16 protein-coding genes and 1 pseudogene are annotated in these 16,481 nt (G+C 72.0%); 12 read left to right on the top strand and 5 right to left on the bottom strand.

The annotated features are described in order from the left end of the window. Window positions 1–250: 250 nt before the first annotated feature. On the top strand, window positions 251–889 hold the full coding sequence (locus AB0424_RS08750; RefSeq protein ID WP_366303390.1) for a helix-turn-helix domain-containing protein: 639 nt from the start codon (window positions 251–253) through the stop codon (window positions 887–889). Window positions 890–1,001: 112 nt separating this feature from the next. Here AB0424_RS08750 and AB0424_RS08745 read toward each other — a convergent pair whose 3' ends face one another. Next, window positions 1,002–2,261, bottom strand: a complete 1,260-nt coding sequence (locus AB0424_RS08745; protein ID WP_366303276.1) for a hypothetical protein — start codon at window positions 2,259–2,261, stop codon at window positions 1,002–1,004. 362 nt (window positions 2,262–2,623) lie between these two features. On the opposite strand from AB0424_RS08745, the gene AB0424_RS08740 reads away from it, so the two are divergent. The 4 genes from AB0424_RS08740 (at window position 2,624) to AB0424_RS08725 (ending at window position 6,305) form a co-directional block, all read left to right on the top strand. Then, window positions 2,624–3,031, top strand: a complete 408-nt coding sequence (locus AB0424_RS08740) for a hypothetical protein (RefSeq protein WP_366303274.1) — start codon at window positions 2,624–2,626, stop codon at window positions 3,029–3,031. 58 nt (window positions 3,032–3,089) lie between these two features. Then, window positions 3,090–3,764, top strand: coding sequence for an ATP-binding cassette domain-containing protein (locus AB0424_RS08735; RefSeq protein WP_366303272.1), 675 nt, complete (start codon window positions 3,090–3,092; stop codon window positions 3,762–3,764). 17 nt (window positions 3,765–3,781) lie between these two features. Continuing rightward, a complete protein-coding gene (locus tag AB0424_RS08730; protein ID WP_366303389.1) occupies window positions 3,782–6,019 on the top strand; it encodes an FtsX-like permease family protein in 2,238 nt (745 codons plus the stop codon). A 76-nt stretch (window positions 6,020–6,095) separates the two neighbouring features. Beyond that, window positions 6,096–6,305 (top strand): DUF4287 domain-containing protein, encoded by a 210-nt coding sequence (locus AB0424_RS08725; RefSeq protein ID WP_366303270.1) that lies wholly within the window; start codon window positions 6,096–6,098, stop codon window positions 6,303–6,305. 21 nt (window positions 6,306–6,326) lie between these two features. On the opposite strand, the gene AB0424_RS08720 is transcribed toward AB0424_RS08725, so the two are convergent. Then, window positions 6,327–7,517, bottom strand: coding sequence for an MFS transporter (locus AB0424_RS08720; protein ID WP_366303268.1), 1,191 nt, complete (start codon window positions 7,515–7,517; stop codon window positions 6,327–6,329). A gap of 122 nt (window positions 7,518–7,639) precedes the next feature. Between AB0424_RS08720 and AB0424_RS08715 the strand changes: the two genes are divergently transcribed. The 3 genes from AB0424_RS08715 to AB0424_RS08705 all read left to right on the top strand — a co-directional run bounded on the left by AB0424_RS08715 (window position 7,640) and on the right by AB0424_RS08705 (window position 10,655). Then, the gene (locus AB0424_RS08715) at window positions 7,640–8,641 is read left to right on the top strand and encodes a DUF5937 family protein (protein WP_366303267.1); all 1,002 of its coding nucleotides are present in this window, start codon (window positions 7,640–7,642) and stop codon (window positions 8,639–8,641) included. Between the two features lie 32 nt (window positions 8,642–8,673). After that, window positions 8,674–9,507 carry an alpha/beta hydrolase gene (locus tag AB0424_RS08710; protein WP_366303266.1) on the top strand — a complete coding sequence of 278 codons (834 nt, stop codon included), beginning with the start codon at window positions 8,674–8,676 and terminating at the stop codon, window positions 9,505–9,507. Window positions 9,508–9,596: 89 nt separating this feature from the next. Then, window positions 9,597–10,655: an aldo/keto reductase gene (locus AB0424_RS08705; RefSeq protein ID WP_366303265.1), complete on the top strand. Its 1,059-nt coding sequence runs from the start codon at window positions 9,597–9,599 to the stop codon at window positions 10,653–10,655. A gap of 144 nt (window positions 10,656–10,799) precedes the next feature. On the opposite strand, the gene AB0424_RS08700 is transcribed toward AB0424_RS08705, so the two are convergent. Then, window positions 10,800–11,651: a helix-turn-helix transcriptional regulator gene (locus AB0424_RS08700; RefSeq protein ID WP_366303263.1), complete on the bottom strand. Its 852-nt coding sequence runs from the start codon at window positions 11,649–11,651 to the stop codon at window positions 10,800–10,802. A 139-nt stretch (window positions 11,652–11,790) separates the two neighbouring features. On the opposite strand from AB0424_RS08700, the gene AB0424_RS08695 reads away from it, so the two are divergent. Both AB0424_RS08695 and AB0424_RS08690 read left to right on the top strand, forming a co-directional pair. Beyond that, a complete protein-coding gene (locus tag AB0424_RS08695; RefSeq protein ID WP_366303262.1) occupies window positions 11,791–12,591 on the top strand; it encodes an alpha/beta hydrolase in 801 nt (266 codons plus the stop codon). Window positions 12,592–12,738: 147 nt separating this feature from the next. Further along, a pseudogene (locus AB0424_RS08690) lies at window positions 12,739–12,972 on the top strand (crosslink repair DNA glycosylase YcaQ family protein); the annotation flags it as partial. A gap of 162 nt (window positions 12,973–13,134) precedes the next feature. Here AB0424_RS08690 and AB0424_RS08685 read toward each other — a convergent pair. Then, window positions 13,135–13,764 (bottom strand): MarC family protein, encoded by a 630-nt coding sequence (locus AB0424_RS08685; RefSeq protein ID WP_366303259.1) that lies wholly within the window; start codon window positions 13,762–13,764, stop codon window positions 13,135–13,137. A gap of 124 nt (window positions 13,765–13,888) precedes the next feature. Here AB0424_RS08685 and AB0424_RS08680 point away from each other — a divergent pair, with 124 nt between their 5' ends. Next, window positions 13,889–14,305, top strand: coding sequence for a YciI family protein (locus AB0424_RS08680; RefSeq protein WP_366303257.1), 417 nt, complete (start codon window positions 13,889–13,891; stop codon window positions 14,303–14,305). 2 nt (window positions 14,306–14,307) lie between these two features. On the opposite strand, the gene AB0424_RS08675 is transcribed toward AB0424_RS08680, so the two are convergent. Continuing rightward, entirely contained in the window at window positions 14,308–15,714 is a 1,407-nt protein-coding gene (locus AB0424_RS08675) for an MFS transporter (RefSeq protein ID WP_366303255.1), read from the bottom strand. A gap of 64 nt (window positions 15,715–15,778) precedes the next feature. Here AB0424_RS08675 and AB0424_RS08670 point away from each other — a divergent pair, with 64 nt between their 5' ends. Next, entirely contained in the window at window positions 15,779–16,450 is a 672-nt protein-coding gene (locus tag AB0424_RS08670; RefSeq protein WP_366303254.1) for a TetR/AcrR family transcriptional regulator, read from the top strand. The last annotated feature ends 31 nt before the right edge of the window (window positions 16,451–16,481 follow it).

Genomic DNA, 16,481 nt, shown 5'->3' with positions numbered 1-16,481 from the left:
AGCGAGGACGGGAGGTGGTGCGGGTCCGGTCGATGCTCCTGCGCGCCCTGGGGCGCTGCGGGTGAGGCGACGTTCTGTATGTGGACTCCCTGGCGTGGTCGAGGACCTGGAACACGACGGTGCCGGCCGCGTTCGACCACCCGTCGTTCCCCGAGAATATTTTTGCAACGGACGTAAACTTAGATCCGACCACCCACGTCGGTCAAGAGTATTTTTGCCACGGGTGTAAGATTTTTCCATGGCTACCGAGATGGGACTCCGCGAGTCCAAGAAGCAGGAGACCAGGCAGCTGATCTCCGACTGCGCCACCCGGCTCTTCATCGACCAGGGCTTCGAGCGGACCACCATCGCGGAGATCGCCACGGCGGCGCGCGTGGCCAAGAAGACGGTCACGAACTACTTCCCGCGCAAGGAGGACCTGGCCCTCGACCACTTCGACGTCTTCACCCAGGGCCTCGGGCGGGCCGTCGCCGAACGCGCTCCCGACGAGGCCCCGCTCACCGCCCTCGCCCGCACCTTCCGCGCCGCCCTCCTCGCCCACGACCCCGTCGTCGGCTTCACCGGCCACGCGTTCGCCCGCATGGTCGCCGACAGCCCCACCCTCACCGCACGCCTCCGCGAGCTCCACGACCAGCGCGAGGAGGCGCTCGCCCAGGCGCTCACGGCGGCCATGCCCACGTCGGACGGCGACGGCTCCGCCCCCTCCATCGCCCCGCGCGCCGCCGCGGCCCTGATCGCCGCCGGTGACCGGCTCCTCTTCCGCCGCATCCAGGAACTCACCCTGGCCGGCCACGACGACCACCACATCGAAGCCACCCTGCTCCCCGAGGCCGACCACCTCCGCACCCTCCTCGCCGGCGCCCTCGGCGGCGACCCCGCCACCTGGTGAACACGCACGGACCCCGAGGGGCCCCACCCTGTACGGGCGGGGCCCCTCGGGGTCCGGTGGTACGCGGACGCCGAAGCGTCCCGCAGGCGTACGGGCTCCGGCCCGTCCCGCGTCAGCCGTTGACGACGATCGCGGCCGTGTTGTTGGTCAGGTCCGGGTCGAAGGAACGGACCGGCGGCTCGGACTGGTCGTTGTCCAGCGCCACCGTGGACCGGGACTTGCCGGCCCGGTCGATCCGCAGGTCGAAGCCGAAGGTGTGCGACGCGTTCTCGTACAGGTAGATCGGCGTCGTGCAGCGGTAGCGCGGCGCCCCCAGCTGCTGCTCCAGCCACTCGCCACCCTCACTGAGCGCCGAGCAGGAATCGGGCTTGGCCGTGACCGTCGTACCGGCCGGCACCCGCACGTCCACCGTCGCGGCCGGCTCGCCCGCACCGAGCGACGCGATCCACGCCGGCCCGCGGTTCTTCACCGTGACCTCCGCCCGCACGGTCGCCCCGACGGCCCCCTCGACCCGGCTTCCCCGCAGCCTGAGGTCGGCGGTGTTGGCGGCGTGCACGATCACCGAGCGGTAGTTGTCCTGCGGGTCCAGATCCGGCACGGGCGCCTCGACCGCCGTCCGGGCGCCGGTCTTCGCGGTCCCCGCGGCCGTGGCCGTCCGAAGCGCCGGCGCGGTCACCAGGTTCAGCTCGGCACCCGTCCCCGGCGTGAACGTCCGCCCCGCGCGCGCCGCCTCCAGCGCCTCCGCCGAGTACGGCTCCACCGAGTAGTCGTACCGGTCGTACAGCGCGTTCTTCCGCACCTTCAACGGGTTGGCCAGCGCGAACGAATCCCCCGGCGCGATCGGCTCGTCCAGCACGCACAGCGCCTCCGTACCGACCTCCGTGTCCAGGTACTCGCAGTTCGCCGGCCGCTCCACGAAACCGAGCCCCCGCGACGCGAACAGCCGCAGCAGGGCCCCCTGCGCCGTACGGTTCCCGTTGTTCGCCAGCGTCGCCGGCACCGTGATCCTGCTCCCCGGCGCCACACCGTCCCTCCGCGGCGACTGGCTCAGCGCCAGGTCCGGCCCGTCACCCAGCACGACCCGGGTCTCCCCCGGGTACGACTCCATCCCCCCGGCACTCGCCGTGTACCGCAGCACACCCTCCGCCCCGGCACCCGCACCCTCCAGCGCCCGCACCCCCAGCACCGCCGCCGTCACCGGCTCCGTCCCGACGAACGCCGGAACGTCACACACCGCCGACTCCACCGTCTCCACGACACAGTTCTCCGGCCACCTCACCTTCGCGAACGCCGCCAGCCCACTCGCGTCCACCCGGATCCGCCCCGCCCCGACCTCGTTCTCCTGGTTGTCGTGCGACACCTGAAGCGCCACGGACCTCTCCGGCCCCGCCGCCCCTCCCTCCGCCCCGCCCGGCAACACCAGCTCATACGGATTCGAGTACACCCACAACTGATCACTCACCGCCGCGGCCGGCCCCGCCGCCCCCACGCCCCACACCACGGACACCGCCACCGCCGGCACCACTGCCACACGAACCCGACGCGAAACACTCTGAGTTGTCATACCTCCCCTGACCCCCACACCCCCACGAAGGTTGTACGCACCCCATCCCCACCCCCCATTCACCGTTTCGGGCGGTCCTCCGAGGGAGGGACGTTCCTGCGCACTCCACCCCGTATCCCTGCCGCTACTTTCTGTGATGACCAGTCGGCTCGACCAAACAGGGGTTATCCATGCGGAAGTTGGCTACGGCGGTGGTGGCCGCGGGGCTGTTCTTCGGGGGGATGGGGGTGGCGATGGCGGACTCGTGGCACGTCTGGAAGATGGAGACACCAGGCGCCACCTTCGTCGGCAAGTACAGGTGGCAGCCGCAGAGCCAGCAGCCCAGCGGGCTTCAGGTACAGGGCAAGCTGACGGACTCATCGCCCGATGACGGCCACAACGTCTACCTCGAAGTCCAGATCGCCGCCTACCCGAAGGGCCGCATCAAGGGCGTACAGAAGAAGACCGTCAGGATCGATCGGGTCCTCAAGGACCCGGCACTTCTGGTGACCCGCGATGTGGAGGTTCAGCTCTGCCGGGACCGGGGAGCCCTGCGCCCGGACAACTGCGCGAAGCTGCAGAAGTTCTCACGTAGGTAATCGATGGTTACGGGAGCCGCCGGGGGGCGGCTCCCCTTTCTATGGAGCTCGCCAAGCGATGGACAGCATCCTCCGCGCCGAGGGCGTGGATCTCTTTTACGGTACTTACCACGCGGTCCGCAGCGCTGACTTCGTTCTTGAGCGGGGCGAGGTTGCCGCAATCATGGGCAGCAGTGGGTCCGGCAAGTCATCCCTCCTGTACTGCCTCGCAGGTGTCCTGCCACCAGCGAGCGGCCGAGTGGTTTTCGATGACATCGATCTCGGGTCACTCCCTGATGGCGAGTTGAGCGCACTGCGCCGGGAACGCCTCGGGTTTGTCTTCCAGTACGGAGAGCTACTTCCGGAGCTAACCGTCCAAGAGAACGCTGCCCTACCACTGCGTCTGGCTGGCATCAGCAAAGACCATGCTTATGCCGTCGCAGCACAGGTTTTGGGGCGGCTTGGGTTAGGCGATTTGCTGCGCCGCCGGACCTCCAAGCTGTCAGGCGGTCAAAGTCAACGCGTCGCGGTTGCACGAGCCCTGGTGCACAGGCCAGATGTGGTGTTCGCTGACGAGCCGACCGGGGCTCTGGACAGCGCCAACGCAGAGACCGTACTGAACGAGTTTCTTTACCTCGCACGCCGACAGAAGACGGCGGTGGTCATTGTCACGCATGCCGCAGAGGTCGCAGCGAAGGCCGACAAGCAGTACCAGATGTCAGACGGGGTCCTGACACAACTGGTGACGGCGTGAGCACCTTCCTTCTCGGTATGCGCCTGCTGTGGGGAAGCGAGCGCAGGGGGCGCATCCGCTTTCTTCTGATGGCTCTCGGATCCGCACTGGGAGTTGCTTGCCTCACCGCTGCACTCTCCATTCCCTCGATTCTCGCGGCCCATGACGCTCGGACAGCTGCACGCGAGCCCAGACTCGGTGACCCGGCAAGCAGCTTCGTGTATGTGGAACGCAATGATCCGTATGGGGCGCAACCGCTCCGTCGAGTTCTTGTGGCGCGCACCAGACCAGGACCAAGCCCGCTTCCCCCTGGTGTTTCTCGGCTACCGGGTGCCGGCGAATCCGTTATCTCGCCAAAGCTGCGCGAGATCATGGCAGCACACCCAGCCGTTTCCGGCCTCGTTCCCGGGCGTGTGACCGGCGTCATCAAGGCTGAAGGGCTAGGGGGCCAGGACGACCTTTATGCCTACATCGGCACCACTCCACAGGCACTCCCGAACGCTGTACCCCTGGGCCACTTCGGGAGCAAATACTCGAAGCAGAAAATCATTGATCCTTCGACGGTCGAGATCCTTCGCTTCACTCTCGGATGCATCGTTCTCCTTCCCCTTGGCATCTTTCTGTCCGTCTGCGCGCGGCTGTCCAGTGAGTCACGGGCTCGTCGCCTTGCGGCCCTACGGCTCATCGGACTCAGCGCCAAAGACACCATGCGAGTCAATGCAGGAGAGAGCCTCATGGCCGCCTTCGCCGGGGCCTTGCTCGGAATCGTGGGGTATCTCGGCTTCAACGAGGTGATGGCACACGTGGGGCTGCCAGGTCTCCGGTGGTATCCCAAGGACGCCTGGCCCGACTCATCGACGGTCGCTGTGTGCCTACTCGGGTGCCCCGCACTTGCCTGGGTAGTAGGACTGTTCAGTGCCCGTCGGGCGGCGTTGTCGCCCATCAGTGTGAGGCGCACGGGAGAACGGAAGCCGCCGCGCAAGTTCGGGACGCTTCTCCTGATCCCCGGGCTGGGGGTGATCGGTGGCTATTGCGCACTCAGCGTCATGGGGCGGGATCCGTCGGGCGGCTCGTCGAGTTCCGTTCTGGTTCCCGCCTCCGTTCTGTTGACCGGGGCCGGACTCGTGCTGGGGCTGGCGCCCGTCACTGCCTGGTTGGCCGAGCGGATGGCGCGGGGCGCCAGGGCGCTGCCGTTGACGCTTGCCATGCGACGAACAGAGGTGGATCCGGGGTCGTCCCTTCGCGTGGCCACCGGGCTCGTTCTGTTGGTGTTCGGTACCTCGCTCGCGCAGGGAGTCCTCGTAGAGCTCAATCAGGTCAGTCGCAGAACGGCTCCCCTCCAGGAGTACGCCATCGGCCTGGATGAGCTCCGACCCGCTCAACGACGGGAGCTGGGGCAGGTACGGGGGGTGGAGCAGCAGGTGGTCTCCTACACCTCGTGGCGCCGGATGGAGGAAGCCGACTTCTCGCACGCCGATCTCGTGGTCGCCACCTGCGCGCAGCTTTCGGCCGTCACGGAGCGGGCGACAGGGTGTGTCGACGGCAGGATCATGCAGCTGCGAGATGAGCGCACACCGTCCGACTATGACCCGAAGCCGGGGGAGCGCTACCCGTTCGCGCTGAAGAACGGCGGGAAGGTCCTGGTGACGGTACCCGCGGAGCAGATCGACGTTCGCCCGTGGGACGTATCCGTCGTCACATCAGGTGCCCTTCTCGTACCCCCCTCACTTCTTCCGCCGGGTCTGGCGGATGCCGACGGCACGTTGACGCTGGTGAGTGGGGCGGAGGAGGGGACCGTGCGGGGGGTGCTGGATGGGATTGGGGCGGTGGCGCCGACGGTGGAGGTGGATCCGGTGGGGATTGTGGTGGATTCGTTGGCGCAGTTGAGGGTGATTCGGAGTTTGTTGGTGGTGGGGATGGTGTTGGGGCTGGTGATCGGGGTGGCGGCGTTCGTGGTGTCGGTGGCGGACAGGGCGTTGGAGAGGCGGGGGCAGGTGGCGGCGTTGGTGTTGTTGGGGGCGAGGGCGGGGACGTTGAGGTGGGTGCAGGTGGTGCAGGTGGTGGTGCCGCTTGGGGTGGGGCTGGGGGCGGCGGTGGTGGCGGGGTGGCTGGCGGAGTCGAGTTACCTGATCACGGGGGGTGGGGCGGTGCACTGGGACTGGGAGGGGCTGCCGGTGCTGGGGGCGTGTGTGGTGGGGGTGATGGTGGCGGCGGGGCTGGCGTCGGTGCCGATGGTGCGGCGGCATGTGGATCCGGAGCACATCCGGCGGGATTGAGGGCGCGGGCAGCGATGAGTTCCGGGCAGGGTGGGGGTCTTCAAAGGCAGGTGCCCATCGTGCAGAGGAGAAGATCGTGTCCGAGAACGTCGTCAAGGGTCCGGCCAGCTACTTTCCGTCGATCGAGAAGAAGTACGGGCGGCCGGTGGGCGAGTGGCAGGAGTTGATCCGTTCGTCGCCGCTGACGAAGCACATGGAGCTGGTGTCGTGGCTGAAGACGGAGTACGGGATGGGCCACGGGCACGCGAACGCGCTCGTGGCCCACACGCTGGCCGGGGGGAAGTAGGCCGGAGCGAGGGAGGCCGGGTCACGCGGCCAGGGTGTGGTCGGTGCGGCGGGCGACGCGGGTGGTGAGGGCGAGGGTGAGGGCCGCGGTGACGGTGCCGGCGACGAGGGCCGTCCACCAGAGGGCCGCGGGGCCGAGCGTGGTGTAGGCGGCGACGCCGAGGGTGAGGGCGGCGAAGCGGGCCAGGCCCCAGGTCCAGCTGAAGGCGCCCTGGTAGCGGCCTCGGGCGTGGGAGGGGGCGAGGTTGGCGAAGACGGCGGCCGCGATGCCGGCGACGACGACCTCGCCGAGGGACCAGACGACGACCGAGAGGGTGTAGCCGGCGACGGTGTCGGCGATGCCGGTGAGGGCGACGCCGACGGCGATGAGGACGCTGCCCGCGCTCTGCACGGCGAGCTGGGGGAAGCGGGCCAGCAGGCCGGTCGTGAACGGCTGGAGGGCGACGACCAGGACCGCGTTGACCGCGGCCATCGCGCCGTAGACCGCGGGCGAGAGGCCGCTGTCGTGGACGGCGAGCGGCAGGGCGACCTCGGTGAGCGAGTAGACGAAGAGCTGGACGCCGAAGACCGGCAGCAGGAGCAGGGCGAGGCGGTCGCGGAGGACGACGCCGTAGCCGAGGCCGTCCCCGGCGGCCGCCGGGCCGGCCGCCCGCTCGGGTTCGGGGAGGCGGAGCGCGACGACGAGGGCGAAGAGGAGCATCGAGCCGGCGTCGACGGCGAAGAGGATCCAGTAGCCGAGGGCGGCGAGGTAGCCGCCGAGGATGCCGGCGACGGCGGTGCCGATGTTCACTCCCCAGCCGAAGAGGGCGTACGCGCGCCGGCGGCTGTCGCCGTCGACGGCGTCGGCGAGGAGGGCGTACGCGGCCGGGGAGACGGTGCTGCCGGCCGCGCTGATCAGCAGGGCCGCGGCGGCCATGGTCCAGACGCCGGGGGCGAGGAACAGGGTGCCCTGGGCGGCTGCGGCGCCGACGAGGCCGATGAGCATGGTGGGGCGGCGGCCGATCCGGTCGGCGAGGACGCCGCCGACGGCGGGGCCGAGGAGGTTGCCCGCGCCGAGGGCTCCGAGGACGTAGGAGGCTTCCGTGCCGGTGACTCCCCGTGAGGCGAGGAAGAAGACGAGGAAGGGCGTGACGAGGTAGCCGAGGCGGTTGACGATCGTGCCGGCGAAGATCGTCCAGACGACGGACGGGAGACCGCGGAAGGAGGAGAGCATGGCGGGAGCGTGCTCCCCGACTCCCCCGCCGCTCCAATGATTAAGCTGGGGCCGAATCCATTCGGGGCGGGCGTCCTGGCCTGCGGCCGTGCCGTCGAGGAGAGGGCACAGGAGAGGGAGACATGGACTCGGGACTCAGTTTCTCCGCCGCGGACCTCGCCCAGACCCGGTTCGCCGTCTCCCCCATGTGGGAGGTCGTCACCAGCTACCGCATCCTCGTCCGGCAGCCCGACACCGCGCCGCACCGCCGCTGGATCGCGCAGGTCGGGCCCCGGATCGCGCGGGCCGGCCTCGACCGCGGATGGCTCGACGCGCTGATCCCCGGCCGCGGGTACCTGGCCGACTTCCTCAACCCGACCCCCACAGGCCCCTTCCCCACCCTGGAGGCCGAACTCGACGCCATCCGCCGCACCCCGGCCGAGCAGGTACGACGCGACCTGGAGACGCTCGGGCGGGAGGAGAACGGCGGCGAGGGGCCCGGCCGTCCCGGCAACCCCCGGCTCGCCGTGCTGCGGGAGGCGCCGGAGGACGCGCTGCGGAAGGTCGCCGCGGAGATCGAGGCGTACTGGGAGCTCGCCCTCGCCCCCTACTGGGCCCGGATCCAGAAGGTCCTGGAGGCCGACGTCTTCCACCGGGCCCGGCAGGTCGCCGAGCACGGTTCGGCGCGGGTCCTGAGCGAGCTCCACGAGACCGTACGGTGGGACGACGGCACGCTGCGGCTCGTACGCCGCCACTGCGCGCTCACCCGCGACCAGGCCGGCTCCGGGCTGCTGCTCATCCCGTCCGTGTTCGCCTGGCCCAAGGTCCTCACCCGATCCGTCCACCCCGACCCGCCCCAACTCGCCTATCCGGCACGGGGAATCGGGACCGTCTGGGAGCCCCGCACCAGCGACGCCGCCGACGCCGTCGCCGCCGTCCTCGGCCGCTCGCGGACCCTGCTGCTCACCGAGCTCGACACCCCGTCGTCCACCACGCAACTCGCCACCCACTGCGGCCTGTCCGCCGCCGGCGTCTCCCAGCACCTCATCGCCCTGCGGAACGCCGGACTCGTCACCGCGCACCGCAGCGGCCGTTCCGTCCTCTACGCCCGCACCGCCGTCGCCGACCAGCTCCTCAACCGCTAGGAGGCGCCCTGCCGGTGATGCAGGATGGCGGGATGACGACTTCCTCCTGGTCGGAACGGTCCGTGACGCGTGACGGGGTGCGGCTGTCCTGCCGCGACTGGGGCGGCGCCGGGCCCGACGTCCTCCTCCTCCACGGGCTCGCCGGGCACGTCGGGGAGTGGGACGCCACCGCGCGGCTGCTGCGCGGCGCGGGTCACCGGGTCGTCGCGCTCGACCAGCGCGGGCACGGGGCGAGCGAGCGTCGGCCGGAGGACGCCTCGCGGGCCGCCTACGTCGCCGACGTCGTCGCCGTCGTACGGGAACTCGGCCTCGTGAAGCCGCTGTTGGTCGGCCAGTCGCTCGGCGGGCACACGGCGCTCCTCACCGCCGCCGCGCACCCCGGGCTGGTCCGCGCCCTCGTCCTCGTCGAGGCGGGACCGGGCGGCGCCGGCGCGGACCTGCCGGCGGCCATCGGGGACTGGCTGCGGGGATGGCCGCTGCCGTTCCCCACGCGCGAGGCGGCCGTGACGTACCTCGGCGGCGGCAAGCGGCCCGTCGGGGAGGGCTGGGCGGACGGGCTGGAGGAGCGCGACGGAGGGCTCCGGCCCCGCTTCGACCCCGACGTGATGGTCCGGTCCCTCGACGAGCTCTGCTCCCGCGCCTTCTGGGACGAGTGGACCGCCATCGCCTGCCCCGTCCTCGTGGTCCTCGGTCACGGCGGGGAAGGCGGCCAGGGCGGGGTCATCGGCGGCGAGGAGTACGCGGAGATGGTCCGGCTCCGGCCCGGTCTGCACGGCGCGAGCCTCCCCGGCACCGGACACGACCTGCACCTCGAACGTCCGGAGGCGCTGCACCGGCTGATCGTCGGCTTCGACGCCGGCCGCTGACCGCCCTCCGTGCCGACCCGTCGCCGGCCCCCACGACCGCCGCCGAACTCCCTTGCCCTGGAGTGCACTCCAATTCCTAGAGTGCGCGCATGCGCTATCGAACACTCGGCGGGACCGGGATCGACGTCAGCACGTACTGCCTCGGCACCATGATGTTCGGTGCCGTCGGCAACCCGGACCACCAGGAATCCGTACGGATCATCCATGCCGCCCTGGACCAGGGCATCAACTTCGTCGACACCGCCGACATGTACTCGGCCGGGGAGTCCGAGGAGATCGTCGGCAAGGCGCTGCGCGATCCGCGGCGCCGCGAGGAGACCGTCCTCGCGACCAAGGTGTACTTCCCGATGGGCGGCGAAGGGCCCAACCGGGGCGGTTCGTCACGCCGTTGGATCACCCTCGCCGTCGAGAACAGCCTCAAGCGGCTCGGCACCGACTGGATCGACCTCTACCAGGTGCACCGGCCCGACCACCGGACGGACGTCGAGGAGACCCTCGACGTCCTCGGCGACCTCGTCACCCAGGGGAAGATCCGGGCGTTCGGCTGCTCCACCTTCCCGGCCGAGGAGATCGTCGAGGCCCATGCCGTCGCCGAGCGGCGCGGGCTGCGCCGCTTCCGCACCGAGCAGCCGCCGTACTCCCTGCTCGCACGCGGGATCGAGGCGTCCGTGCTGCCGGTGGCCCAGCGGTACGGGATGGGCGTGCTGACCTGGAGCCCGCTCGCGTCCGGCTTCCTCACCGGCCGGTACCGCAAGGGCTCCCCCGTCGACCTCACCAGCGGGCGGCCGAAGCTCACCCCGCACCGCTTCGACCCCGCACTGCCCGTCAACGCCGCCAAACTCGACGCCGTCGAGGAGTTCGTCGTCCTCGCCGAGGAGATCGGCTGCAGCCTGCCCGAGCTGGCGATCGCCTTCGCCGCCGCGCACCCCGCGGTCACCTCCGTGATCATCGGGCCGCGGACGATGGAGCAGCTGGAGGGGCTGCTGAAGGGCTCGACCGTGGTCATCACGGACGAGGCCCTGGACCGGATCGACGCGATCGTCCCGCCGGGGACGAACCTCTACCACCCCGACGGGGCCTGGCGTCCGCCGGTCCTGACCGAACCTGCCCTGCGCAGGCGGCCGTTGGCGGACCGGGCGGCGGGCTGAGCATCGCGGGCTGAGCATCGCGGGCTGAGCATCGCGGGCTGAGCATCGCGGGGGGCGCCGCGCCGGGGCGGGCCGAGGCGCACGGACGGCGCGCGGGGGCCCGCCGCGCCAGGGCGGGGGGGGAGGCGCGCGGGCGCGGTCCGGCTAGGAGGCGCTGAACTGCTCCGTTCCCACCACCCTCAGCAGTGCCAGGCGTTCGCCCGCGTCGGTGCCCGGCGGCGGGGTGTGGAGGACGAGGCGCTGTTCGCCCTCGGGGGCGAGGAGGACCTGGCAGTCGAGGTCGACGGGGCCGACGACCGGGTGGACGACCCGCATCCGGCTGTGGCGACGCACGGCGACCTCGTGCTCGGCCCACAGGGCGGCGAACTCGTCGCTCGCGGCGCCGAGCCGCTCGACGAGGCGGGCGGAGGCCGGGTCGTGGGAGCGGCGGCCGACGGCGGCACGCAGGTCGGCGACGTGGAGGCGGCTGTAGTACGCGTGCTCCTCGGCCGGGTACGCGGCGCGGGCGCGGTCGTCGGCGAACCAGCGCCAGACGACGTTCCGGCCGTGTTCGGAGACCGTGCAGACGCCGCCGAGGAGGGCGCGGGCCATGGCGTTCTGGGCGAGGACGTCGCCGAGGTCGTTCAGGACCTGGGCGGGGGTGGACTCCAGCTGGTCGAGGAGGTGCAGGAGGCCGGGCGCGACGTGGTCGCCGACCGTGGGCCCGGCGGGCGGGCGGTGGCCGGCGAGCAGGTGGAGGTGGTCGCGGCCGTCGGTGTCGAGGCGCAGGGCACGGGCGAGCGCGGCGAGCATCTGCGGGGAGGGCTGCGGGCCGCGGGCCTGCTCCAGACGGATGTAGTAGTCGGCGGACATGCCGGCGAGCTGGGCGACCTCCTCGCGGCGGAGCCCGGGGGTGCGGCGCCGGGGGCCGGCGGGGAGGCCCGCGTCCTGCGGGCGGACCCGCTCGCGGGAGCGGCGCAGGAAGTCGGCCAGTTCACGGCGGTCGATCGTGGTCATGCGGATCATCCTGCCGGAGGTGCGAGAGCCCATCCAGGGACTGCCGATCCCAGGCTCGGAAGGGCTCTCCCGCACTCGTCCGGCGGTCGGCAGAGTCCTCGGTGTCAGCCACTCACCCCCTCCACCGGGAGCAACGATCATGGCCACCGTCACCGTCGGCACCGCCCGCGTCCACTACGACGTCGAAGGCTCGGGCAGCGGCCCCGCCCTGGTCCTCGTCCACGGCACCGGTTCGGGTGGTGCGGTGATCAACTGGGGCCAGACGGCGCCCCGTTTCACGCCGGACCGCCGGGTCGTCACCCTGGACCTGTCCGGCGCCGACCGGACGGTCGACGACGGGGGGCCGCTGACCGTCGAGACGCTGGCGGCCCAGGTCGTCGCGGTGATCGAGGACGCGGGCACCGGCCCGGTCGACCTGCTGGGCTTCTCGATGGGTGCTCCGGTGTCGGCGGCCGTCGCCGCGCTCCGCCCCGACCTGGTCAACCGGCTTGTGCTGGTGGCGGGTTGGGCGTACACGGACGGCGACGAGTACATGCGGAACCTGTTCACGCTGTGGCAGCGGCTCGGCGCGTACGACCCGGCGGGATTCGGGCGGAGCGTGACGATGACCGGCTTCAGCCGCGGGTTCCTCAACTCGATCGGCCGCGAGGGCGTCGAGGCGCTCATCCCGAACATGCCGCCCACGCCGGGCACCCTGCGGCACGTGGCGCTCGACCTGGGGGTCGACATCCGCGGGCTGCTGCCCCTGATCACGGCGGAGACGCTGGTCGTCGGCGCCACGCAGGACGCCACCGTGCCGGTGGAGAACAGCCGGGACCTGCACGCGGCGATCGCGGGCAGCACGTACGCGGAGATCGACGCCGGGCACGTCGTGCTCTTCGAGAAGGAGGACGAGTTCGTGAGGACGGTGACGGGATTCCTGGGTTCCGCCGCCGCCTGAACCATGCGGGGGCGCATGGGTGGGACGAGGGTGCTGGGGATGATGGAGCGCGGGGCGCGGCTGGGGGTGCGGCACCGGCGGCCGGCGGCGTGGACGCGGGCCGGGTCGGGCCCCAGGGGACCTGGACGTCCAGCCGCTTCCGCTGGGTACCGGGACCCGGAGCACCGGGCGGCGCTGTACGACCGCAGCGGGAACATCGGCCCCACCGTGTGGTGGAACGGCCGGATCACTGGCGGCTGGGCCCGGCGGCCCGACGGCGTCATCGCCCACCGCTTCCTGGCCGACGCGGGCGCGGAGGCACGGCGCGCGGTCGAGGCGGAGGCGGCACGGCTCGCCGCCTGGATCGGGGACGTACGGGTCACGCCTCGCTTCCGCACCCCCCCTAGAGGGCGAGCTCGCGACGGGGGCGTGAGGCACGGGGCGGTACGGCACGAGGCGGTACGGCACACCGGCCTGTGCGGCACCGGACCGCGCGGCACCGGACTGCTGCGGCACCGGACCACGAGGTGGAGCAGGGAAGCCCCTCGTCCTCCGGCCCGGCGGTCAGTGCCGGATCTCGATGCCGGAGACCCCGAGGTCGTAGAGGCCGTCGAGGACGAGGTCGACGCCGACGGCGGCGAGGAGCAGGCCGAGCAGGCGGCCGAGGAGCTCGATGGTGGCGTGGTGGGTGCGGCGCAGGACGCGGGCGAGGACCATGACGCAGACCAGGTCGAGGGCGATGACGGAGACGTACGCCCCGACGACCGTCGAGCGCCAGCTGAAGGAGTCGCGGGCGGCCGCCTCGATCAGTACGGCGGTCATGGCCAGCGGGCTCACCACGTACGGCATGAGCAGCTCGCGCACCCCGCTGGCCAGGTCGGGGGCGTCCTGGTGGGGGCCGTCGGAGCCGAGGTGGAGCCCCAGGACGAGCCCGACGGCGTAGACGAAGAAGATGACGCCGCCGGCGAGCTGGAGCGCGGGTGTGCTGATGTGGAAGAGGTCCAGCAGCCAGGGGGCCGTGATGCCGGTGACGACGCCGACGAGGACGGCGGCGCCCGAGGAGATCAGGGCGATGTTCTGGAGCTGGCGGGCGGGGTGGACCTGGGCGAGCCCGGCGAAGGCGAGGAGCACCTTGGGCGGCCCGACGACGGAGAAGAAGGCGATGAAGGCGGCGGAGAAGCTGAAGGCGTTCACAACGGCATCATGAGGCGGCCGGGTGATTTATCCCGTTTTTCCGGCCACCGCCCGCGCGGTGTCGAAATCCCGCGCCCGGCTCCGACTCTCCTGCGGAAGCACGCACACCGATGAGGAGGACGTCATGAAGTACCTGGTGATGGTCCAGGGGTCGCAGGCCGACTACGAAGGCATGGTGGGCCGCGGCTCCGACGGAAGCCCCGCCTGGGACAAGGCGCAGCTCCAGGCCATGTACGACCACATGAACACGATCAACGAGGAACTCGCCTCGACCGGCGAGATGCTCGACGCCCAGGGCCTCGCCGCCCCGGCCACGACGCGCTTCGTCACCGCCGACGCCAACGGCGACCCCGTGATCACCGACGGCCCCTACGCCGAGACCAAGGAGGTCCTCGCCGGCTACTGGGTCCTCGACTGCCCCTCCCTCGACCGCGTCACCGAGATCGCCGCCCGCGTCGCCCGCTGCCCCGTCCCCCCGGGCTCCCCCGACCACCCCGTCGTCATCCGCCCCATCGACGAATCGGGCCCGAGCCAGGACTGATCTCAGTGCACCCCGTGGGCCCCGCTCGGCGGGTGGGGCCTGCCTCGGGGGATGAGGAGGGGGGCGGTGAGGGTGGCGGGGAGGGCGGTGAGGGTGAAGGCGGTGAAGGCGGTGGTGAAGCCGGCGGGGGTGGCGAGGGCGAGGGTGGAGGCGAGGGCCACGCCGAGGGTGCCGCCGAGTTCGTGGGAGGTGTTGACGAGGCCGGAGGCGAGGCCGGCTTCGTGGGGGGCGACGAGGCCGAGGGCGGTGGTGGTGGCGGTGACGAGGACGGCGCCGAGGCCGAAGGCCGCGGTGGCCAGGGCGGGCATGAGGGTCGTCCAGGGGTCGGGGGCGTCGAGGAGGGCCAGGGGGAGGCAGCCGGCGGTGGCCAGGGCCATGCCGGCGGTGGTGCAGGCGCGGGGGCCGGCGGTGGTGACCAGGCGGGTGCCGAGGTGGGCGCCGAGGACGGTGGCGAGGGCGACCGGGAGGAAGAGCAGGCCGGTGCGGAGGGGGTCCAGTCCGTCGAGGCGCTGGAGCCGCAGCGAGCCGAGGAAGAAGAACGAGATCAGCAGGGCCGTCGCGACGAGCATGAGGAGCGAGCCGGCGACGACCGGCCGACGGGTCAGCATCCGCAGGTCCATGAGCGGGGTGCGGCTCCTGCGCTCGACCGTGGCGAAGGCCGCGTAGAGGGCGACCGACCCGAGGAGGGGCAGCAGAGTGGCGGCGGAGGTCCAGCCGGAGTCGCCGGCGCGCACCAGGCCGTAGACGAGGGCGGCGGTGGCGGTGGTGACGAGGACCGCGCCCGGGACGTCGAGGCCGCCGCCCGTGCCGGCGGCCGGGGTGCGGGGCAGGAGCCCGGGGAGCACGACGAGCAGCGCGAGGCCGACGGGGACGTTCAGGTGGAAGACCCAGGGCCAGCCGGGTCCCGCGGTGAGGGCGCCGCCGAGGAGGACGCCCACGGCGGAGCCGGTGCCGCCGACGGCCGCCCAGACGCCGAGGGCCCGGGCCCGTTCGGGGCCGTGGAAGACGGTGGTGACGAGGGCGAGCGCGGCCGGGGAGAGCAGGGCGGCGCCGACGCCCTGGGCGACACGGCCGGTGAGGAGCACGCCGGCGTTCGGCGCGAGGCCGCAGGCGAGGGACGCGGCGGTGAAGACGGCGAGGCCGGTGAGCAGGACGCGTCGGGCGCCGAGGGTGTCGGCGAGTCTGCCGCCGAGGAGCATGAGCCCTCCGAAGCAGAGGGTGTACGCGGTGACGACCCAGGTCAGAGCCGTGCGTTCGAGGTGCAGGTCGGCGGTGATGGCGGGCAGGGCGACGTTCACGACGGTGACGTCGAGGATCAGCATGAACTGGGCCGCGCAGAGCAGCGCGAGCAGCGTCCTGCGGCGGGGATGCGTCCGGGCAGGGGTGGGTACGGCGGAGTGGGTCGGCATAACTGAACTGTACGGCACAGTACAGTTGAACTCAACGGTACAGTTCCGTTGGTACGCTCCCCCCATGGACGACCAGCCCTCCAAGCCCGCCCCCACCGGGGCCCGCGCCGCCCGCAAGCGGCAGGCCGTCGTACGGGCCGCCCGCGACCTCTTCCTCCGCGAGGGCTTCGGCGTCGGCATGGACGCCATCGCCGCCGAGGCGGGCGTCTCCAAGGTGACCGTCTACAACCACTTCGGCAGCAAGGAGGCGCTCTTCACCGCCGTCGTCGCGGGCGCCCTCGACGAGCCGCTGCAGACCGGCGCCGACGGCCCCGACCTCACCCGCCTCGCCGACGCGGAGGACCTGCGCGCCGCGCTCGTCGAGGCCGGCCGCGCCTGGGCCCTGGCCGTCCGCACCGACGACGAGGGCCGCGCCCTGCGCACCCTCCTCGCCACCGAGCTGCACCGCTTCCCCGAACTGGGCCGCGCCTGGCGCGCCCACGGCCCGGCCGGCCACCACCCCGCCGTCGCCGACGCCCTGCGGACCCTCGCCGACCGGGGCCGGCTCGACGTGCCCGACCTGGAGGTCGCGGTCCTCCAGCTCTACGCGCTGCTCGTCTTCCCGCAGATGGTCTTCGAGCAGTACGGGGCGGAGCTCACCGAGGAGCTGAGCGAGCGGCTCGTCGTCGACGGCGTGGAGATGTTCCTCCTCCGTTACGCCCCCGGGGAGACGCCCCGGCCGCCCGCGGGACAGTGAGCGGACGGGGCGCTTCCGGTCGCAGGTGTCA

The sequence above is a fragment of the Streptomyces sp. NPDC051180 genome, assembly GCF_040689545.1.
GTDB lineage: Bacteria > Actinomycetota > Actinomycetes > Streptomycetales > Streptomycetaceae > Streptomyces.
The sequence above is the reverse complement of the archived record's forward strand: the minus strand, read 5'-3'. Positions and strand labels throughout refer to the sequence as shown.

What these genes read in the sequence shown, in the direction of transcription:
- AB0424_RS08750 (WP_366303390.1), top strand. Translation starts at nt 251, where the DNA reads ATGGGACTCCGCGAGTCCAAGAAGCAGGAGACCAGGCAGCTGATCTCC.
- AB0424_RS08740 (WP_366303274.1), top strand. Translation starts at nt 2,624, where the DNA reads ATGCGGAAGTTGGCTACGGCGGTGGTGGCCGCGGGGCTGTTCTTCGGG.
- AB0424_RS08735 (WP_366303272.1), top strand. Translation starts at nt 3,090, where the DNA reads ATGGACAGCATCCTCCGCGCCGAGGGCGTGGATCTCTTTTACGGTACT.
- AB0424_RS08730 (WP_366303389.1), top strand. Translation starts at nt 3,782, where the DNA reads ATGCGCCTGCTGTGGGGAAGCGAGCGCAGGGGGCGCATCCGCTTTCTT.
- AB0424_RS08720 (WP_366303268.1), bottom strand. Translation starts at nt 7,517, where the DNA reads ATGCTCTCCTCCTTCCGCGGTCTCCCGTCCGTCGTCTGGACGATCTTC.
- AB0424_RS08715 (WP_366303267.1), top strand. Translation starts at nt 7,640, where the DNA reads ATGGACTCGGGACTCAGTTTCTCCGCCGCGGACCTCGCCCAGACCCGG.
- AB0424_RS08710 (WP_366303266.1), top strand. Translation starts at nt 8,674, where the DNA reads ATGACGACTTCCTCCTGGTCGGAACGGTCCGTGACGCGTGACGGGGTG.
- AB0424_RS08705 (WP_366303265.1), top strand. Translation starts at nt 9,597, where the DNA reads ATGCGCTATCGAACACTCGGCGGGACCGGGATCGACGTCAGCACGTAC.
- AB0424_RS08700 (WP_366303263.1), bottom strand. Translation starts at nt 11,651, where the DNA reads ATGACCACGATCGACCGCCGTGAACTGGCCGACTTCCTGCGCCGCTCC.
- AB0424_RS08695 (WP_366303262.1), top strand. Translation starts at nt 11,791, where the DNA reads ATGGCCACCGTCACCGTCGGCACCGCCCGCGTCCACTACGACGTCGAA.
- AB0424_RS08680 (WP_366303257.1), top strand. Translation starts at nt 13,889, where the DNA reads ATGAAGTACCTGGTGATGGTCCAGGGGTCGCAGGCCGACTACGAAGGC.
- AB0424_RS08675 (WP_366303255.1), bottom strand. Translation starts at nt 15,714, where the DNA reads ATGCCGACCCACTCCGCCGTACCCACCCCTGCCCGGACGCATCCCCGC.
- AB0424_RS08670 (WP_366303254.1), top strand. Translation starts at nt 15,779, where the DNA reads ATGGACGACCAGCCCTCCAAGCCCGCCCCCACCGGGGCCCGCGCCGCC.